Genomic DNA, 15080 nt, shown 5'->3' on the forward strand with positions numbered 1-15080 from the left:
TATCACTTCACTTTGAATGAAACGTTGCCGGTGATCGGGTGGGTGTCTGACGATACGGCGCGCCACTCTACTTTATAGGTGCCGGCAGGCAGGGGTGACAGCGGAGTAATGAGCATGGTTTTCGGGTCGCTGCCGCCACTGACTTTGGCTTTCATGGGCATGGGCGAGTGGGCCATGCCGGGCATTTCGGTCATGACCAGTTTTGCCCCGGAAAACTGTTTGACCAGGTTTTCCGAAAAGTGCAGTTCGATGATGCCCGGCGCCGCACCGATGGCACCTTCGGCGGGGCTGGACGACAGCAACTTCGGATGGGCTAGAACCAAAGTGCTCAGCAGCAGCCCGGCTGACAGCAAGACAGTGACAGCGGTGGTTTTGATGATGTGCATGCAAGGCCTCTTGCCGCTTAATGCGGCTGGTTATGATTGTTGGTATAGGGGTTCAGAACCACAGGCGCACGCCGAGAACCAGCCGCGCCTCGCTGCGGTCCTCGCCTTCGGCTGCGGCGTAATCGGCGGTTTTGCCGTAGGTGCGGTTCCAGGTCACGCCAATGTAGGGCGCAAATTCCCGGCGAATTTCGTAGCGCAGGCGCAGGCCCGCTTCGCTGTTGGACAGGCCGGAGCCAATTCCTCGTTGCGGGTCGTTCTTGCCATAGAAGTTGAGCTCTGCGGTCGGTTGCAGGATGAGTCGGTTGGTCAGCAGGATGTCGTAGTCGCCCTCCAACCGCGCGGCGCTCTGACCGCCTTCGCCGATGAACGCCGTGGCCTCGGCTTCGAAGTTGTACAGCGCCATGCCTTGCACACCAAGCGCTGCCCAGGTTTGCGGGGCGCCGGGTTTGAAGTCCTGGCGGACACCGCTGACCACGTCCCACCATGGACTGATCGCGTGGCCCCACAGCGCCTGGATTTCAGCATCTTCGGTCTTGCCGTTGGTGCGTTCGCCTTCGGAGCGCAGCCACAGACGATCGATGTCGCCGCCGATCCAACCGGACAAATCCCAGGCCAGGGTGCTGCCGTCGTCGGCGTCCTGCCATTCGAGTTTGTCGGCGAGGAAGAATGAATTCAGCGCGGTGTCATGTATGGCATGGCCGCTATGGCTGCTGAAGACGGCAGCACGGTCGGCGTCGGTCAGGGCCGGGATCGGCGTACGACTTTCGGTCGGGGCTGCTGGTTGCATCTGGCCTTCGTCCATGGTTTGCAGCTCGCCATGGTCCATGGAGTTCATCTGGCTGTGATCCATGCCCTGCATGTCGTCTGTCGCGGCAATCACCGGAGAAAGCGGCAGGCCAGCGCAGATGATGCCCGCGGCGATGGAGGAAATTCTGATCATGGTTGTCACCTCATTCTTCCACGCGAACTTCACGGAACATGCCCATTTCCATGTGGAACAGGAGATGGCAGTGATAGGCCCAGCGCCCGAGCGCATCGGCGGTTACCCGGTAGCTGCGGCGTGTACCCGGTGGCATGTCGATGGTGTGTTTGCGCACCATGAAGTCGCCGTTCTCGTCTTCGAGATCGCTCCACATTCCGTGCAGGTGGATGGGGTGGGTCATCATGGTGTCGTTGACCAGCACCACGCGAATGCGCTCGCCATACTTGAGCCGCAAGGGCTCGGCGTCGGAGAATTTCACGCCATTGAATGACCAGGAAAACTTCTCCATGTGTCCGGTGAGATGCAATTCGATCGTGCGTCCGGGATCGCGGCCGTCGGGGTCTTCGAAGGTACTGCGCAGGTCGGCGTAGGTCAGGACGCGGCGGCCGTTGTTGCGCAGGCCCAGGCCGGGGTCGTCGAGTTTGGGTGAGGTGGACATGGCTTGCATGTCCACCAGCGGGTTGTCGTTTTCCGAGTCGGGATGAGACTGCATCCCGGGCATGGCCATCTGGCTGTGGTCCATGCCGGCCATGCTGCCGTGATCCATCCCGCCCATACCCATGTCCTCCATGCTGACCAAGGGGCGCGGATCCAGCGGTGGCACCGGCGCGGACAGGCCAGGCTTGATCGCAAGGCTGCCGCGGGCGTAGCCGGTGCGGTCCATCGATTGAGCGAACACGGTATGGACGGCATCAATCGGCTCGACGATCACGTCGAAGGTCTCCGCCACGGCGATGCGAAATTCGTCGACGGCCACGGGTTTGACATGCAGGCCATCGGCCGCGACAACGGTCATTTTCAGGCCAGGAATGCGCACGTCGAAGTAACTCATGGCCGAGCCGTTGATGAAGCGCAGCCGCAGTTTTTCCCCGGGACGGAACACACCGGTCCAATTTCCGTCCGGCGCCTGTCCGTTCATCAAGTAGGTGTAAGTGGCGCCGCTGACGTCGGCCAGGTCGGTGGGATTCATCTTCATTTCAGCCCACATCTTGCGATCGGCAACGGTCGCGCCCCAACCGTTGGTGCTGACGTCGTCGATGAAATCGCCCACGGTGCGCTTGTGGTAGTTGTAGTAGTCGGATTGCTTTTTCAGTGTCTTCATCAGACTGGCCGGGTCTTCGTCGGTCCAATCGGTGAGCATCACCACGTAATCGCGGTCGTACTGGAAAGGTTCCGGTTCCCTGGCGTCGATCACCAGCGGGCCGTAGACGCCGGATTGCTCCTGCAATCCCGAATGACTGTGGTACCAGTAGGTGCCGTTTTGCCGGACTTTAAATTGGTAGACATACAGCCCGCCGGGGTCGATACCCTTGAAACTCAGCCCCGGTACGCCGTCCATGTTGGCTGGCAATAAAATGCCATGCCAGTGAATGGAAGTGCTGTCCTTGAGTGCGTTCTTCACCCGCAAGGTAACCGTATCGCCTTCGCGCCAGCGCAGGAGAGGGCCGGGAAGGCTGCCGTTGATTGTCATCGCAGTGCGCGGATTGCCGGTGAAGTTGACCGGGGTTTCACCGATCAATAGCTCGAAATCGCTGCCGGTCAGCACTTGCGGTTCACCGGGGCTGGTGATCGCCCAGACGGGCGGGCGCCATAATCCAAGACCGCCCAGCAGTCCGCCTGCGGCAAGTCCTTTGACGAAGGTGCGTCGTGAAGTGTTGGAGTGCATGCCGATTGTCCCGTCCGTCAGCCTGGTGAACATATCTACGAGGCTAACGGACGGTGCCTTTCAGCTGGCTGAGGCGAAGATTACAGTTTTGTCAGGTAGGTGATGATTACTGGCGCTTGGTAGGTTTGTCGGACGAGGCCACAGTGCCGCCGCCGCAGTTAATGTAAGAAGACGACTTCAGCCAGCGCTGATCCGGGTAGTAGGAAAACAGCAGTTGCCCGTCTTTCATCGAGTCGATCAACCGATGAGCAATCGCCGGCCGAACTGCCGGGCAACCGAGGCTTCTGCCAATCCGGCCGTTCGCCCTTGCCAGGACTGGACTGACGTACGGCGCGCCATGAATGACGATTGCCCGGTCATAGGCGTTATCGTTGAACCCTGGTTCCAGGCCTTCCATGCGCAATGAATAGCCGTTCTGGCCGCGATAGCTTTCCTGGGTACGGAACAGGCCGAGGCTGGTGGCGAAGCTTTCGTTCTGGTTGGAAAACTGGGTGGCCATGTTTTCGCCGCTGTTGCGGCCATGGGCGACAAGCTCGTGGAACAGCAATTTGCGCTTTTTCAGATCGAACACCCACAGACGTTGTTCGGTCGAAGGCAGGGAGTAATCGATCACTGCTAGTCTCTGTGCCGCAGCTGCGCCTTGGGCGCGAGTGCATTGGGTGGCACGGACCGCCAGGGCAATGACCTTGGCATTGGCATTTGGAGCAGCTTTGGCCAGCGCGACTTCAAGCGAATCGGCGTAGGCTGTTGGAAGGTAAGCCGACGTCAACAGCAGCGCTGTGTATAGAAAGCCAAAGCGGTGTAGCGTCATAAAAATGTCTCATCAGGAATATTTCGAGTCTAGCAGCGAGTTGGACGCTAGCCCTTTGATTACGGGAGATTAAGGATTATCCATGGGTCAATTAACAAGGTTATTCGTCATAAGCCGTGCACTTTTTATGGTCTTTCTGATCAGCGGCACTGCGTTGGCAGAAACTTCGCCGATCATGCCGGTAACTCCGCCAACCAGTCCGCTGGCCGCCGCGCCCGACGATGTCGTCGGTCAGTCGATCCAGGCAGCGCTGGAACCACTGCAATCTTCATTCCCGCCGCTGCTCACTTCACGCAAGCATCAGCGATTGGATGTCGGCCGTGTAGTGATGGATTTTTATTCCCATCGCAACTTCCGTGCCGCCTGGACTGACGGCCGTGACTTCTCCCAATTGCTCAAGAGCCTGAACGAAACAGAAATCGATGGCTTGGTCCCGACGGATTTCCATGTAGCGGAATTGGCTCAGGCGCAACTGGCGATCCAGACTACCGCACCGACACCGGCCCAGTCGGCCGCTTTTGATCTTGCGGCTACCCGCACTTACATCACCGCGCTGCTCCAGTTGCGTCGTGGCAAGGTCGATCCGGCGCGGCTGGATTTTCACTGGAACTTCGACCCGGTCGGGGTTGATCCCCGTGAGGATGTGAATAGTTTCTTCACCGCCCTGAACGATCACGATGTGGCACGCGCATTTGCTCAAGCGCCACCGCAAGAGGCGGTTTATCGCAGCATGCGGGTGGCCTTGGCGCAGTTGCGCCAGGTCAGGGATTCCGGCGGCTGGCCAAAAGTGACTGAAGGGCAATCTCTCAAACCTGGTATGGACGGCGTGGCGGTGATGCAATTGCGTTCCCGATTGGCGGCGGGTGGCTATCTGGAGCCGCACAACGGAAAACGCACTGATTACGACGACAAAGTCATCGCAGCAGTGAAGAAGTATCAAGTTGAGCAGTATCTGGGCGCGGATGGCGTAGCGGGGGCGGCCACTCTGGCGGCGTTGAACGTGCCCGTGGAAGCGCGGATCGATCAGGTCCGGGTGAACATGGAGCGGGCGCGGTGGTTGCTGTACAAACTCCAGGGTACTTTTGTCGTCGTTGATATTGCCGGTTACAAGGTCGCGCTGTATCGCGATGGCCAGCCGATCTGGCGCTCCCGGGTGCAGGTCGGCAAGCCATTTCGCAGCACGCCGGTGTTCCAGTCAGAAATAACCTATGTCACGTTCAACCCCACGTGGACCGTGCCGCCGACGATTCTGACCAAGGATATGCTGCCCAAGATTCAACAGAATCCTGGCTATCTGGCCGCGAACCGAATCAGAGCGCTTGACCGGGAAGGCAATGTACTCGATCCGTCGGGCATCGATTGGTACAACGCACGCGGCATCACCTTGCGTCAGGATGCTGGTCCGGAAAATTCCTTGGGCCAGGTGGTGATTCGCTTCCCCAACGATTACGCCATTTATTTGCATGACACGCCGCACCGCGAGTTGTTTGCCAAGTCCATGCGCGCTACCAGTTCCGGCTGTATTCGGGTGGAGAATCCGTTGCAACTGGTCGAATTGCTGTTCAACGATCCGGTGCGCTGGAACAGCGAAGGTATTAAAAAGCAGTTGGCCAACGGCAAGACCGAAAACATCAAGCTGCCAGTCAAGGTGCCGGTGTTGCTGGCTTACTGGACGGTGGACTTGAGCAACGATGGGCGAGTGACGTTCAAGCCTGACGTCTATGGTTATGACTCTCCAGTCTTGCGTCGGTTGAACATGCCGACGGAGTTGCCCGTACTGGACTTGCAAAAGGCGACAACTTCTTTGGTGGTGACGGGGAAAAACAACTAAGGGCGGGATAGCTCGCTGACGATAAATGCAGCCCTTCGGGAGCAGCGTCAGGCGTCATACGCTGTCAGACGAATGTGTCGTGCGACGCAAGGGAACCACTGGCCAAGCGGTTCCCATTTTTGCTTTGCAAACCCGTAGACTTGGCGCCCGGAACCAAGGGATATGGGCCTGGACTCATGACTTGCCCTTTTCAGGACGCGCTTTTGCCCATTCACCTCCACGACCAGCACCACGCCCCCGGCGATGCATTGAAGCGCCTGCCCTTGCGCAAGGCTGCGGTGCTGTTCATCGCCACGGTGTGTCTTTGCCTGTGTGCCTTGCTTTATCTGCAACTGGAGCAGTCCCGGCGACACGACCTGAATCAGGCTCAAGTGGCATCGTCGAACCTCACGCGTGCCATGGCACAACAGGCCGAAGACACCATCATGAAGGCCGATCTGGTCCTGACCAGCCTGGTGGACTGGATTCAACTCGACGGCTCCAGCCCGGCGTTCAAGTCACGATTACAGAAAACCTTTGTCCGACGGGTGCAGTCGCTGGATCAGTTGCACGGCATCCTGTTGTTTGATCAAAAAGGCCAGTGGATCGTCAGCTCATTCGAGAATCTGCCCCGGGGTCCCGGTGTGGCGGATCGCGAATACTTCAGGTTTCACCAGCAGAATGTCTCGTCCGTGGCGCACATCGGCGCGGCCATTCGCAGTCGCGAAAACGGGGAGTGGATCATCCCGATTTCCAAGCGGGTGAACGGCAGGAACGGCGAGTTCCAGGGCGTTTTGCTGGCAGGGATCAAAATGTCTTACTTCGACCAGTTTTTCAGAAGCTTCAGCATCGACGAAGAAGGCTCGATGTTCATTGCGTTGACCGATGGCACGCTTCTGGCGCGCCGTCCGTTCGTGGAGGCACAGATCGGCACGTCGCTGGCCAAGGGCGAAATCTTTCAGAACCTGTTGCCACGGGCGACCTCTGGCAACGCGATGTTCCCTTCGTTGGTGGATGGGATCGTGCGGTTACATGGCTATCGACAGCTACACGCTTATCCGTTGGTGGTTTCGGCGGCATCGTCCAGGGAAGCGATTCTGGCGGGGTGGTACGACACAGCGTTTCGCTCCAGCTTCATCGTCGCGCTGGTGATGCTGGGGGTCGGACTGTTTGGCTGGATGTTTATCCGTCAGGTTCGGGTCGGCGAGCGAGTCGAAGCGGATTTGCGCAGGGCTCAGCAAGCCCTGGAATTGATCGCCACCCACGACAGCCTTACCGGTCTGGCCAACCGCCGCTTGTTCGAACGAGCGCTGGATATCGAGTTCGGCCGCGGCGCACGCCAGCACACTGCGCTGAGCCTGATCATGCTCGACATCGATTTTTTCAAGCGCTACAACGACACCTATGGTCATGTGGTCGGTGACCATTGCCTCGCTCAAGTCGCGCACGCCGTGAAAGGTTGTTGCCATCGCAAGGCTGATCTTGCGGTGCGTTACGGCGGGGAAGAGTTCGCCGTGCTGCTCCCTGATACTGACATCCATGGTGCCATGACCATTGCCGAGCAGATCCGCCGCAGCGTCATGGACAAGAACATCAGCCACGCCGGGTCGCCTACCGGTTTTGTAACGGTCAGTCTCGGCTGTTACTCGTTCATGCCGACGGGCCGCGACAGCATGGAAGTGTTTATCCAGCGGGCTGACGCTGCGCTCTATCAAGCCAAACATTCGGGGCGTAATCGTTCGGCGGTGCTGTCGATGGAGGGCGGTGTGGATGCGCTGATGCGTTCGGATCGGTGAAGGTGCTTTATTGGCTTGTTTCATGTATGCAACACATCTTCCAGCCGACTGTCTGCCTGTCAAATGTCGTGCATTTGATCGTCTAGAGTTGCGTTAGCCCTGCCGAAACCGTCAGAGCCCCCTTCGCATGGACGATCGCCAACATGTTGATAACCCAAGCATTGACAGCCGTTGCCTTGACCCTTGCAACCTCCGCTATCTTCCCGCTGGTCAGTCACGCGCAATCGAAAATTACATCTGCAGAAGCTCACGCTATTGGCGTTGATGCCTACATTTATTTCTATCCGCTGTTGAGTATGGATATCACCCGAAAGCAGTTCACCAACATCGAGCCGGGCAAGGAATTCGGTAAGGGCCCGATGAACATGTTTGTGAACGTGCCGGAGTATCCACCGGCAAATTTCAAAGGGGTGGTGCGTTCGAATTTCGACACCTTGTATTCCATCGCCTGGCTCGACTTGACCAAAGAGCCGTTGGTCATCGCCACGCCGAATACTGACGGGCGCTTTTACTTGTTGCCGATGCTCGACATGTGGACCGATGTATTCGCTTCACCGGGCTGGCGCACCACGGGAACCGACGCCGCGCAGTTTCTGGTGACGCCACCGGGCTGGACCGGCACGGTGCCTGCCGGTTTAAACCATTTGCCGGCAACCACGCCTTTTGTCTGGGTCATCGGCCGCACCAAAACCGACGGCGCAGCGGATTACGCGGCGGTGCACAAGATCCAGGCTGGCTACACCGTGACGCCGTTGTCGCGGTTGGGCAAGAGCGCTGAACCGGTCAGCATCAAGATCGATCCGGCTGTGGATATGAAGACCCCGCCGAAGATCCAGGTCGACACGATGTCGGCAGCCACCTACTTCGCCTATGCCGGTGAATTGCTGAAAATGCATCCCGCCCACAGCACTGATCAGCCGATGCTGGCACAAATGAAACGTATCGGCTTCGAGCCCGGTAAAACGTTTAACCTGGATGCAATGGACCCGGACGTCAAAGCGGCGTTAGAGACGGTGCCTGAAGAGGCACAGGCGCTGATGAAATGGAAATTGGAAACCCTGGCACGAGTAGCTAACGGCTGGTCGATGAACACTGACACCATGGGCGTCTACGGCAACTACTACTTGAAACGGGCGATAGTTGCCCAACAGGGGCTCGGCGCCAATTTGCCCGAAGATGCGATTTATCCTCTGAACATCGGTGATGCCAACGGTAAGCCCCTCGATGGCGTGAACAAGTACGTGATGCATTTCGCCAAGGGTGAGGCGCCTCCGGTGAACGCATTCTGGTCGATCACTCTCTACGATTCTGAAGGCTTCCAGGTCGGCAATGGCCTCAATCGCTTTGCTGTTAGTAGCTGGATGCCTTTCAAAACCAATGAAGATGGCTCACTGGATATCTACTTCCAGAACGAAAGCCCCGGCAAAGATCTTGAGGCCAATTGGCTACCGGCCCCCAAAGGCCCATTTAACCTGACCATGCGCCTGTACGGGCCAAAGGCCGAAGCGCTGAACGGCAAGTGGAACCCGCCCCCGGTCAAACAGATGTGAACTACGAGCAATGGAAAGCAGCCGATGAAGGACGGTCATCGGCTGCGTTTGTTTGTTCAGCTGCCTGTCCCGCCGCCGGCACCACCGGTTCCACCACCTGCAGAGCCGGTCCCTCCACCCGCGCCTGAGCCGCTACCACTACCACTTCCTGCACTGCCGCTCGAGGAGCCGGTAGCGCCGCCGTCACCGGCGTTGCCACCCGAGGGCGCTGAGGGGGTGTTATCAGGTGGCATGACCGGGCCGCTGGTGGCACCGGATTTGGTGTTGGTTGCATCGGGGCTGTCGGTAGATTCCGCAAAGGTGTGCACGGACATCGCGGACAACAATCCGGCCAGTAACAACGAAGTCATTTTGATGTTCAACATGGTTACGTCTCCACAAAAGTGAGTCGGTTCCTGATGTTGGTGTGGACGGCGGCAGGGTTGGTGCCGGTAGGGTGACGAGCGGCGCAGCCTGTGCCTTGTTGGCGCTGGAATGCGTACAAATGCCTTGCAAATCAGCGGGCCGACGCAACCACTGGCAAGTTCCTGCGGTCACAGCCAGGACAGCCAGGAAATGGAGCGTTGGTCATGAAAAAACTGCGGATCGCGACGTTCAACGTCAACGGTATGCGCGCACGGCTGCCAAACCTGCTTGCCTGGCTCGAACGCGAACGTCCAGACATCGCCTGTTTACAGGAACTCAAATCAGCTGACAGCGCATTCCCCGCAGCGGAGCTTGAAGCCATTGGTTATGGTGCGATCTGGCAAGGGCAAGCCTCGTGGAATGGGGTAGCGATTTTGGCGCGCGATGCGCAACCGCTGGAAAGCCGCCGGGGGTTGCCGGGTGACGACAGCGACAGTCACAGCCGCTACCTGGAAGCTGCCGTGCATGGAATTCTGGTGGGTTGCCTGTACCTGCCCAACGGCAATCCACAACCGGGGCCGAAGTTCGATTACAAACTGGCGTGGTTCGAGCGCCTGATCCGCCACGCGCAGACGCTGCAAAGCAGTGAGCATCCGGTGGTGCTGGCCGGCGACTACAACGTGGTCCCGACCGATCTGGATATCTACAATCCGCGCTCGTGGCTCAAGGATGCGCTGCTGCAACCCGAGAGCCGAGCGTGTTTTCAGCGTCTGCTGGATCAGGGCTGGACCGACGCCATCCGGCATTTGTACCCGCAGGAACGGGTCTACACCTTCTGGGATTATTTTCGCCAGCATTGGCAGACGAATTCCGGTTTGCGCATTGATCATCTGCTCCTCAATCCGGCCCTGAGTCCTTACCTGGAGGAGGCTGGCGTCGATGCCTGGGTCCGAAATGAACCCCATGCCAGTGACCATGCGCCAACCTGGATTCAACTGGGTACGCGCAAGCGTCATTGATTTGTCCCGCCAGCCGATTGGTTAAATCAATTGTCGTGCGCAGTGGTTCATCCCTTATATCTGGCGGCCATTGGCGGAATGATCCGCCGCTTGCGTGCATAAGGACTGAACGATGAGCGAACCACGCCTGACCAATCGTGCGCTGTATTTGCAACGGCTGGGCTTCGATTCCCCCCCGGCGCCGACCCTGGAGACCTTGCGTCAGCTTCAATTGCGCCACACCGGGGCTTTCCCGTTTGAAAACCTGACGACCTTGTCCGGCGAGCCGGTGCTCATCGATCTTGGGTCGATCGAGCAAAAAGTCTTGCATCAGGGACGCGGTGGTTACTGTTACGAACTCAATTATCTGTACCTGACCTTGCTGCAGGAACTGGGTTTCGAAGTGCGTGGCATCAGTGGTCGCGTGGTCATGGGCCAGCCCGAAGGCGCATGGACGGCGCGCACCCATCGCTTGAGCCTGGTGACGCTGGATGGCGTGCGTTACATCACCGATGTCGGTTTCGGCGGCATGGTGCCCACCGCGCCGCTGCTGCTCGACAGTCCCGCCGAGCAACCCACGCCACACGAACCCTATCGCATCGAACAGCACGCTGACGGCTACACGCTTCGTGCCAAGGTCGGCGACGAGTGGCGGGCGATGTACATCTTCGATCTGCAGCGCCAGGAAGATATCGATTATTGCGTCGGCAATTGGTACGTCTCGACCCATCCGCAATCACCCTTCGCCCGGCAGCTCATGGTGGCGCGGACCGGGGAGGGTTGGCGCCGCACCCTCAATAACGGCAGCTTTGCGATCCATCGCATCGGCCACGAAAGCGAGCGTCGGCAGATGGCCGACTTGCAGGACCTGCTTGGCGTGCTGGAAGGCGAGTTGGGTATTCGGGTGCCAACCCAGGCGACGTTAATGCGCACACTCGAACAGCTTATCAAGCTGCAATAGCGCCATTATCGTGTGCACAAGAAAGGGGCAGATTGCATCAATCTGCCCGTTTTTGTTTATTGGCCAGGGTCTAGGGCCGAGCGTCGGGCTCCATCACGCGATGAATTTCGTTGAGGGCCTCGAGCAGTTTTTTCTCCAGGCTTTTCAATTCCGTGGCCGTGATGCCCGGTTTTAAATGTCCAGTCGTATTCGTTTCAGCCGTTTTGCTCGAATCGGTGAGCAAAGCCCGTCGCAGGATGTTGTTGATTACGGTCTGGTAGCCGTAGCCCTCATCTTCTGCCAACGCGCGTGCGGCCTTGATGACCACGTCATCAAGCATGATGGTGATGCGGGTTTTGCCTTTGCCCGAGGCAACTGCCCCGCGCTTGGCATCGCTAAAATCGTATTCGTCTTTCATGGTTCAAGCCTCCAGATACTGGCGCCGCTCGTTTTTGCTGGCGAGGCGCGCAGAAATGATTCGAACGAAATTCGGATCACGATAGGTGTATGCAACGACCAATAAACGCCCTTTGCCATCCAGCCCAATGGTGATCCAGCGCTGTTCGTCATGGTGGTCGTCCTGCAATGTCAGAGCGCGCTCGTCATGGAAAACCGGTTCAGCCTCGGCGAGGCTGATGCCTTGGTGCTTGAGCTTGTTGGCTGCGTTCTTTGCCTTGTGGTACTGAATTTCGAATGACTTCATTATGCATACTTTATATGTATATGGAAGGAGGCGGTGTCGACCGATCGTCGCCATGCATTCAAAAGACTAGTGGGCGCAGGAGAATGGCTCGGCTGGATGTATTTCAAGGAATTAGGTGAGGCAGGAGCGCGGTGGCACACAGTCTGCATGACTGCTCGTTCATATTTTGACGGGCAAGTTGTATACAACTCTATAGACATTTGTCCTGAGTCTTGCATACAGTGTGCGCATAACAAAAACCAGGGAACCCCCTAACATGAAAACGCCCCATGTTTCACACCAACGGCCCGAAGACGAAAACCTCGGGATCGGCGCGAATATGGCTTACGGCCTGCAACATGTTCTGACCATGTACGGTGGCATCGTCGCGGTGCCTTTGATCATCGGCCAGGCTGCCGGGCTGTCGCCGGCGGACATCGGTTTGTTGATTGCTGCTTCATTGTTCGCGGGGGGGCTGGCCACGTTGCTGCAAACCCTGGGTCTGCCGTTTTTCGGTTGTCAGTTGCCGCTGGTACAGGGTGTTTCGTTCTCGGGTGTCGCGACCATGGTGGCGATTGTCAGCAGCGGCGGCGAGGGCGGGTTTCAATCGATTCTGGGCGCGGTGATAGCGGCGTCCCTGATTGGATTGCTGATAACGCCGGTGTTCTCACGAATCACCAAGTTTTTCCCGCCCCTGGTCACGGGCATTGTGATCACCACCATCGGCCTGACGTTGATGCCGGTGGCCGCACGCTGGGCCATGGGCGGTAACAGCCATTCCCCAGAGTTCGGCAGCATGGCCAACATCGGCCTGGCCGCAATGACGCTGGTGCTGGTGCTGTTGCTGAGCAAGATCGGCAGCGCGACCATCTCCCGTCTCTCGATCCTGCTGGCAATGGTTATCGGTACGGTGGTCGCGGTGTTCCTGGGCATGGCGGATTTCTCATCCGTCAGCGAGGGTCCGATGTTCGGCTTCCCGACCCCGTTCCATTTCGGCATGCCGACCTTCCACTTCGCGGCGATCCTGTCGATGTGCATCGTGGTGATGGTGACCTTGGTGGAAACCTCGGCGGATATCCTGGCTGTCGGTGAAATCATCGACACCAAGGTCGACTCCAAGCGTCTGGGCAATGGCCTGCGCGCTGACATGCTGTCGAGCATGATCGCGCCGATCTTCGGCTCTTTCACCCAAAGCGCCTTCGCCCAGAACGTCGGGCTGGTGGCGGTGACGGGAATCAAAAGTCGCTACGTGGTGGCCACAGGCGGTCTGTTCCTGGTGATCCTTGGCCTGTTGCCGTTCATGGGGCGAGTCATCGCCGCCGTGCCGACGTCTGTCCTGGGGGGCGCCGGTATTGTGCTGTTCGGCACCGTAGCGGCCAGCGGCATTCGTACGCTGTCCAAGGTCGACTACCGCAACAACGTCAATCTGATCATCGTCGCCACTTCCATCGGCTTCGGCATGATCCCGATCGCTGCACCGAACTTCTACGACCACTTCCCAAGCTGGTTCGCCACGATCTTCCATTCGGGCATCAGCTCCTCGGCGATCATGGCGATCGTGCTCAACCTGACCTTCAACCACCTTACTGCCGGTAACTCCGATCAGCAGTCGGTATTTGCAGCGGGTACTGAGCGGGTTCTGCGTTATCAGGATCTGGCGGCGCTGCGTGAGGGTGATTACTTCAGCGACGGCAAACTGCACGACTGCGATGGCAAGGAGATTCCGGTGGTCGAGGCGGACCACGGGCATGGCGAGCCACGGGCAACGCTTGCGAAAGCCAGTGAGCATGTCTGACGGTTGAGTGAATGAAAAAAGGCCGATCTGTTGAATGACAGATCGGCCTTTTTCATTGTCGGTTTCTATTGCCCGCTTTGCGTCCAGCGCCCCATCAACGTATTCGACGGCAGTTGTTCATCCAAGAGCTTTCTCGCCGTTTCCACTCCGGCCACCGGCAGCCCTTCAGGGTTCAACAAGCCGATTTGCACCAGCACGCTGGCTTGGTCCCAGTAGATATGCTCGTGGTAGAGCTTGTCCCCTCGAAACTTGATCACCCCCAACATCGGAATCTCGACGTACTTTCCGGTCGGAGCCACGTTGGGCAGCATCCAGTCGATTTCGCTGCTGTGGGTGAAGCACATGATGAACTCATCGACGATCTGCAATGCGCCAATGGTGCGCGAGATAGGGATGAGCTTCATGTCCGCTGGATTGCCGTGGACAAAATGGTGTTGGTAGAAACGGCTGAGTTCCTTGGCGCCGACGCCGCCGGTCATGGTGGGAATATGGTTGACGTAGGGCTCGGCGACCATGGTCGCCATGGTGGCAGGTACGTCGCGGGTCTCGAACTCGTGGCGGATGTGTTCGTCCCACAGGGCCGACAGATTGAAGTGTGGGCCGATCTCGCGCTTGAGAGCGGCGATGCTGCGTTCATGGGCCATCAGCGAGGACGGCTTGTCGTAGTGTGAGCTGCCGGCCCGGGCGAAAGCGTGGTCGGCGCCTGGGTACACGTAGACTTCGGCTTTGGCATTGGCCGCCAGGTGCTGGCTGATTTGGGCGCGGGCACTGGCGTCGCAATAGCCATCGTTTTCGGCAAAATGCAGGACCAGGCGACCCTTGAGGTTTTCCGACTCGTGCAGCAGGTGCTCGATACCCATGCCGTAGTAGCCGACAGCGCAGGCCACGTCGGTACGCGTGGCAGTCAGCCAGGCCAGTTTGCCCCCCATGCAGAAGCCGACATAACCCAGGCCCGTGTCTTCGACTTCAGGCAGTGCGCGCAGGGTGTTGAAACTGGCGTCGATGTCATTGACGGCCTTGTCCACGTCCAGGCGCTGGAACAGGTCGATGGCCACGGCGAAGTCCGCTTCGGTGTAGCCCAGGTCAACGCCCGGTTGCAGGCGCCAGAACAGGTCTGGCACCAACGCCACATAGCCTTCCTCGGCATAGAAATCGGCCACTGCGCGCATGTTGGCGTTGATCCCGAAAATCTCCTGGCCGATTACCACGCCGGGGCCTTTGCCGCTGGCCGGCAAGGCCAGGTAACCGCTGAACGTGGCGCAGCTGTCCGTTGCCCGGATCTCAATCATCTTGCCCATGTCATCTACCTCATTCGGTTA

Annotated in this window: 14 protein-coding genes; 6 read left to right on the plus strand and 8 right to left on the minus strand. The window is 58.5% G+C overall.

Going from position 1 to position 15080, the window contains the following annotated elements:
* Window positions 1-2: 2 nt before the first annotated feature.
* The 4 genes from copC to D8U18_RS24080 form a co-directional block, all read right to left on the minus strand.
* A complete protein-coding gene (gene copC, locus D8U18_RS24065; RefSeq protein ID WP_056857069.1) occupies window positions 3-386 on the minus strand; it encodes a copper homeostasis periplasmic binding protein CopC in 384 nt (127 codons plus the stop codon).
* Between the two features lie 52 nt (window positions 387-438).
* Complete coding sequence (locus D8U18_RS24070) at window positions 439-1326, minus strand: copper resistance protein B (RefSeq protein WP_056857070.1); 888 nt, start codon at window positions 1324-1326, stop codon at window positions 439-441.
* A 10-nt stretch (window positions 1327-1336) separates the two neighbouring features.
* Complete coding sequence (locus tag D8U18_RS24075) at window positions 1337-3034, minus strand: copper resistance system multicopper oxidase (RefSeq protein WP_056857103.1); 1698 nt, start codon at window positions 3032-3034, stop codon at window positions 1337-1339.
* Window positions 3035-3140: 106 nt separating this feature from the next.
* Entirely contained in the window at window positions 3141-3845 is a 705-nt protein-coding gene (locus tag D8U18_RS24080) for a murein L,D-transpeptidase catalytic domain family protein (protein WP_056857071.1), read from the minus strand.
* Between the two features lie 82 nt (window positions 3846-3927).
* Here D8U18_RS24080 and D8U18_RS24085 point away from each other — a divergent pair, with 82 nt between their 5' ends.
* The 3 genes from D8U18_RS24085 (at window position 3928) to D8U18_RS24095 (ending at window position 9001) form a co-directional block, all read left to right on the plus strand.
* Complete coding sequence (locus tag D8U18_RS24085; protein ID WP_131108666.1) at window positions 3928-5676, plus strand: L,D-transpeptidase family protein; 1749 nt, start codon at window positions 3928-3930, stop codon at window positions 5674-5676.
* 203 nt (window positions 5677-5879) lie between these two features.
* Window positions 5880-7451 carry a GGDEF domain-containing protein gene (locus tag D8U18_RS24090; protein WP_131108668.1) on the plus strand — a complete coding sequence of 524 codons (1572 nt, stop codon included), beginning with the start codon at window positions 5880-5882 and terminating at the stop codon, window positions 7449-7451.
* Window positions 7452-7594: 143 nt separating this feature from the next.
* The gene (locus D8U18_RS24095; protein ID WP_131108670.1) at window positions 7595-9001 is read left to right on the plus strand and encodes a DUF1254 domain-containing protein; all 1407 of its coding nucleotides are present in this window, start codon (window positions 7595-7597) and stop codon (window positions 8999-9001) included.
* A 56-nt stretch (window positions 9002-9057) separates the two neighbouring features.
* Here D8U18_RS24095 and D8U18_RS28810 read toward each other — a convergent pair whose 3' ends face one another.
* On the minus strand, window positions 9058-9366 hold the full coding sequence (locus tag D8U18_RS28810; RefSeq protein WP_082557690.1) for a hypothetical protein: 309 nt from the start codon (window positions 9364-9366) through the stop codon (window positions 9058-9060).
* Window positions 9367-9570: 204 nt separating this feature from the next.
* On the opposite strand from D8U18_RS28810, the gene D8U18_RS24105 reads away from it, so the two are divergent.
* Both D8U18_RS24105 and D8U18_RS24110 read left to right on the plus strand, forming a co-directional pair.
* Complete coding sequence (locus D8U18_RS24105; RefSeq protein ID WP_056857074.1) at window positions 9571-10365, plus strand: exodeoxyribonuclease III; 795 nt, start codon at window positions 9571-9573, stop codon at window positions 10363-10365.
* A gap of 112 nt (window positions 10366-10477) precedes the next feature.
* Entirely contained in the window at window positions 10478-11305 is an 828-nt protein-coding gene (locus D8U18_RS24110; RefSeq protein ID WP_131108672.1) for an arylamine N-acetyltransferase, read from the plus strand.
* 70 nt (window positions 11306-11375) lie between these two features.
* On the opposite strand, the gene D8U18_RS24115 is transcribed toward D8U18_RS24110, so the two are convergent.
* Together D8U18_RS24115 and D8U18_RS24120 are read right to left on the minus strand one after the other, a co-directional pair.
* A complete protein-coding gene (locus D8U18_RS24115; protein WP_056857076.1) occupies window positions 11376-11702 on the minus strand; it encodes a BrnA antitoxin family protein in 327 nt (108 codons plus the stop codon).
* Between the two features lie 3 nt (window positions 11703-11705).
* Entirely contained in the window at window positions 11706-11987 is a 282-nt protein-coding gene (locus tag D8U18_RS24120; protein ID WP_056857077.1) for a BrnT family toxin, read from the minus strand.
* Between the two features lie 256 nt (window positions 11988-12243).
* Between D8U18_RS24120 and D8U18_RS24125 the strand changes: the two genes are divergently transcribed.
* On the plus strand, window positions 12244-13761 hold the full coding sequence (locus tag D8U18_RS24125) for a nucleobase:cation symporter-2 family protein (protein ID WP_056857078.1): 1518 nt from the start codon (window positions 12244-12246) through the stop codon (window positions 13759-13761).
* Between the two features lie 65 nt (window positions 13762-13826).
* Here D8U18_RS24125 and D8U18_RS24130 read toward each other — a convergent pair whose 3' ends face one another.
* The gene (locus D8U18_RS24130) at window positions 13827-15059 is read right to left on the minus strand and encodes a dienelactone hydrolase family protein (RefSeq protein WP_130903748.1); all 1233 of its coding nucleotides are present in this window, start codon (window positions 15057-15059) and stop codon (window positions 13827-13829) included.
* Window positions 15060-15080: the final 21 nt, after the last annotated feature.

The organism is Pseudomonas sp. Sample_10 (genome assembly GCF_004321495.1).
In the GTDB taxonomy this organism is placed as follows: domain Bacteria; phylum Pseudomonadota; class Gammaproteobacteria; order Pseudomonadales; family Pseudomonadaceae; genus Aquipseudomonas.

Bases quoted from the DNA above. Each gene is read 5' to 3' on its own strand.
- copC (WP_056857069.1), bottom strand. From the start codon at position 386: ATGCACATCATCAAAACCACCGCTGTCACTGTCTTGCTGTCAGCCGGG.
- D8U18_RS24070 (WP_056857070.1), bottom strand. From the start codon at position 1,326: ATGATCAGAATTTCCTCCATCGCCGCGGGCATCATCTGCGCTGGCCTG.
- D8U18_RS24075 (WP_056857103.1), bottom strand. From the start codon at position 3,034: ATGCACTCCAACACTTCACGACGCACCTTCGTCAAAGGACTTGCCGCA.
- D8U18_RS24080 (WP_056857071.1), bottom strand. From the start codon at position 3,845: ATGACGCTACACCGCTTTGGCTTTCTATACACAGCGCTGCTGTTGACG.
- D8U18_RS24085 (WP_131108666.1), top strand. From the start codon at position 3,928: ATGGGTCAATTAACAAGGTTATTCGTCATAAGCCGTGCACTTTTTATG.
- D8U18_RS24095 (WP_131108670.1), top strand. From the start codon at position 7,595: ATGTTGATAACCCAAGCATTGACAGCCGTTGCCTTGACCCTTGCAACC.
- D8U18_RS28810 (WP_082557690.1), bottom strand. From the start codon at position 9,366: ATGTTGAACATCAAAATGACTTCGTTGTTACTGGCCGGATTGTTGTCC.
- D8U18_RS24105 (WP_056857074.1), top strand. From the start codon at position 9,571: ATGAAAAAACTGCGGATCGCGACGTTCAACGTCAACGGTATGCGCGCA.
- D8U18_RS24110 (WP_131108672.1), top strand. From the start codon at position 10,478: ATGAGCGAACCACGCCTGACCAATCGTGCGCTGTATTTGCAACGGCTG.
- D8U18_RS24115 (WP_056857076.1), bottom strand. From the start codon at position 11,702: ATGAAAGACGAATACGATTTTAGCGATGCCAAGCGCGGGGCAGTTGCC.
- D8U18_RS24120 (WP_056857077.1), bottom strand. From the start codon at position 11,987: ATGAAGTCATTCGAAATTCAGTACCACAAGGCAAAGAACGCAGCCAAC.
- D8U18_RS24125 (WP_056857078.1), top strand. From the start codon at position 12,244: ATGAAAACGCCCCATGTTTCACACCAACGGCCCGAAGACGAAAACCTC.
- D8U18_RS24130 (WP_130903748.1), bottom strand. From the start codon at position 15,059: ATGGGCAAGATGATTGAGATCCGGGCAACGGACAGCTGCGCCACGTTC.